The sequence below is a fragment of the Leptospira alexanderi serovar Manhao 3 str. L 60 genome, assembly GCF_000243815.2.
GTDB classification, from domain to species: domain Bacteria; phylum Spirochaetota; class Leptospiria; order Leptospirales; family Leptospiraceae; genus Leptospira; species Leptospira alexanderi.
In genome coordinates this window covers 155,001-157,500 of record NZ_AHMT02000015.1, presented here as the reverse complement: position 1 = coordinate 157,500, position 2,500 = coordinate 155,001, and the positions used below count along the sequence as shown (strand labels likewise).

Genomic DNA, 2,500 nt, shown 5'->3' with positions numbered 1-2,500 from the left:
TTGGACATCGTCATCTCCAAAATCAAAGAAAACAAACAAAAAAAACCGAAAGGTAGTTTCATCCTTAGTATCGATGCGGTCTCAGGTTTTAACGAAGATTTTCCACTTCCTTTTGAAACTGATGCGTTAGCCGAAATTGGCGTAAAAAAATGGAAAAATCGTTTTTTACCCGGCAAAGTGCGTAAAACGTTTCACAGAATAGGTTTTCCGATCGGAAAGAATACGGATTTATCTCTTTCCGCGATCCCGAACGATCAAAACCAAGACAATCCTGTCAGCAGAACTACATTCAACATCGAATTCAATCAAAATCAAATCGAATCCAACAGTAGAGATTCATCCAACGAAAATCAAGAAGTATCATCAAATGAAATCAAAGACCGAGTCCCTTTCGAGTCCAAATCTCAAACCGGTAAAATCCTTTGGAAAAAAATTCCAAAATCCATTCTAAAAAAAACCTTTCCAAGAGAAGAAAATTCTCATAAATACCAAAACGGCTCTTTGCTCCTCATCGGAGGCTCCCAGGGAATGTCGGGAGCGGCGCTTTCTTCTCTACTCACATTTCACGAGTTAGGCGGAGGAATTTCTCTCCTTTTGACCCCCTCCGAAAAAACAGTCCGGGGAGTTTTAAAAAAAGATCCCTCTTTGATGGTAAATACGATTCCGGAAAGTTCCGATATCATAAATCTTCCTTTCGTTCGAAAAGCATCCGTTTTCCTTTTAGGCCCAGGCTTAAAAACGGAAGAATGTCCGATCCTTCCTTTACCGAAAGAAAAATTCTGCGTTCTTGACGCGGGAGCTATTAAAGCATATCAGAATATTCTATTACATGAAAAAGTATTGATGACTCCCCATACGGGAGAACTGGAAAGTCTTTTAAACACGAAAATAAAATCGGTCGGACAAGGAATTTCTCTTGCGAAAGAATACGCAAAAAACTTCAAGACGTATCTATTGTGGAAAAGACATTCCTCTTTTTTAATAGACCCAAACGGAACAGTTTTTCTTTGGGAGACACCGGAACCGAAATTGGCTGTGATGGGGACGGGGGATCTTTTGGCCGGAATTCTTTCTTTTTATCTCTCAAGAAGCTTTACGATCCCCGAAGCAGTTCAACTTTCATTTTCTTTACTTACTCAAGCGGCAAAAAAATCAAAAGGTTTTCCGACCGCTTCCGTAATTCGCAAATTACTGACAAAGGGGGACAATTGACATGGGCGGCGGTTATCATTCTCGTTCTCCGGAAGAATTCAGAAAATTCTTGGAAGAAAGTAGAAAACAATCCAGTGGCGGCAAATTTTCGAGAGTACGTTTGATCTTTATTTTAAATTTGGTTTTAGTCGTTTTAGTGATCGGCATGGTTGCAAGAACTATGAATCCGGGAGCATTCACGGTTCAATCTTCCTCTCCTAAATTGAAAATTGGATCCGTAACCTTATATGTTAAATCAAGTCGAGAAGGTAAGGAAGGTTTTCCGACCTTCTTCTTATTTATGAAAAACGAAGACAACTCAAAGGAGACTCGTTTTCCCGATACAGGTTGGAATTTTAAAATTCTTTTAAGTAACAAAGACGGCATCAATTGTGTGGATACAATTTGGAACGTTCCCCAAAAAACATTATATCCTGGCAAAATTGAATTTGCAAGATTCAGATTAAACGACGATGCGATCGATTTACTTCCTCCCGACTGCAAAACAAAATCTTCCGAAAACTTTCTGGAAAGAATATTTCGTAGGGTCCATTCTCCGAGCGGCTTAAAATTAGAATTAATCGTCTCTCATAAGGAAGACCGAAAGTTTTTATCGATCGAAAACCCTTGAACGAAATTCACTCTTCGATCGATTTTGGCACCTCAGGCGGCAAAACAATCAACAACGATAATGGCATCCAAACTCAAGGATATGAGCCTTTCGGCATGGAAGAAATCAAAGCATCCGTACTCACGTTAAATATTATACTTTTTGATATCGGCCGCGATACGATCGTTAATTTGGCGCTGCGCGCATTCAGTCACCACCCGAATCGCTCTTTGTACGGCAAGAGCGTTAGACGAACCGTGTCCGATCAAGCAGATTCCGTCCACGCCCAACAAAAGCGCTCCGCCATATTCCGCATAATCCAGACGTTTTTTGATGGCTCCAAAGGTAGGCTTGAGGAGCAAGGCTCCGGTCTGGGCCAGACTAGATTGTTTGATACTTTCACGCAAGACGTTGAATATGGATTTGGAAAGACCCTCGGTCGCCTTTAACACAATGTTTCCGATAAAACCGTCGCAGACCACAACGTCCACATCCTTACCACCTCCGTAGAGATCTCGTCCCTCCACATTTCCTACGAAACGAATCGGAAGTTTTTTGATCATTTCGAACGCTTTTAAGGAAACGGCGTTCCCTTTTTTATCTTCTTCTCCATTGGAAAGAATTCCAACCTTAGGATTAGAAATATTGAATATTAGCTTTGAATAAATCTCTCCCATTACGGCAAACTGAGCCAGATAA

General features: G+C 40.8%; 2 protein-coding genes and 2 pseudogenes (2 of these 4 only partly in view). 3 read left to right on the top strand and 1 reads right to left on the bottom strand.

The features are described 5' to 3' along the window. The 3 genes and pseudogenes from LEP1GSC062_RS25775 to LEP1GSC062_RS04600 form a co-directional block, all read left to right on the top strand. A pseudogene (locus tag LEP1GSC062_RS25775) lies at positions 1–217 on the top strand (NAD(P)H-hydrate epimerase) (its annotated part extends 435 nt beyond the left edge of the window); the annotation flags it as partial. Positions 218–405: 188 nt separating this feature from the next. Next, positions 406–1,212: pseudogene (locus LEP1GSC062_RS25770) on the top strand (ATP-dependent (S)-NAD(P)H-hydrate dehydratase); the annotation flags it as partial. Between the two features lies 1 nt (position 1,213). Continuing rightward, positions 1,214–1,822 carry a hypothetical protein gene (locus tag LEP1GSC062_RS04600; protein WP_010578493.1) on the top strand — a complete coding sequence of 203 codons (609 nt, stop codon included), beginning with the start codon at positions 1,214–1,216 and terminating at the stop codon, positions 1,820–1,822. Between the two features lie 125 nt (positions 1,823–1,947). Here LEP1GSC062_RS04600 and plsX read toward each other — a convergent pair whose 3' ends face one another. Continuing rightward, positions 1,948–2,500, bottom strand: the 3' portion of a protein-coding gene (gene plsX / locus LEP1GSC062_RS04595) for a phosphate acyltransferase PlsX (RefSeq protein WP_139356663.1). The gene runs 455 nt beyond the window's last position; only the last 553 of its 1,008 coding nucleotides appear in the window; the start codon falls outside the window, past its right edge — the gene reads right to left on this strand; the stop codon is at positions 1,948–1,950.

Bases quoted from the DNA above. Each gene is read 5' to 3' on its own strand.
- LEP1GSC062_RS04600 (WP_010578493.1), top strand. From the start codon at position 1,214: ATGGGCGGCGGTTATCATTCTCGTTCTCCGGAAGAATTCAGAAAATTC.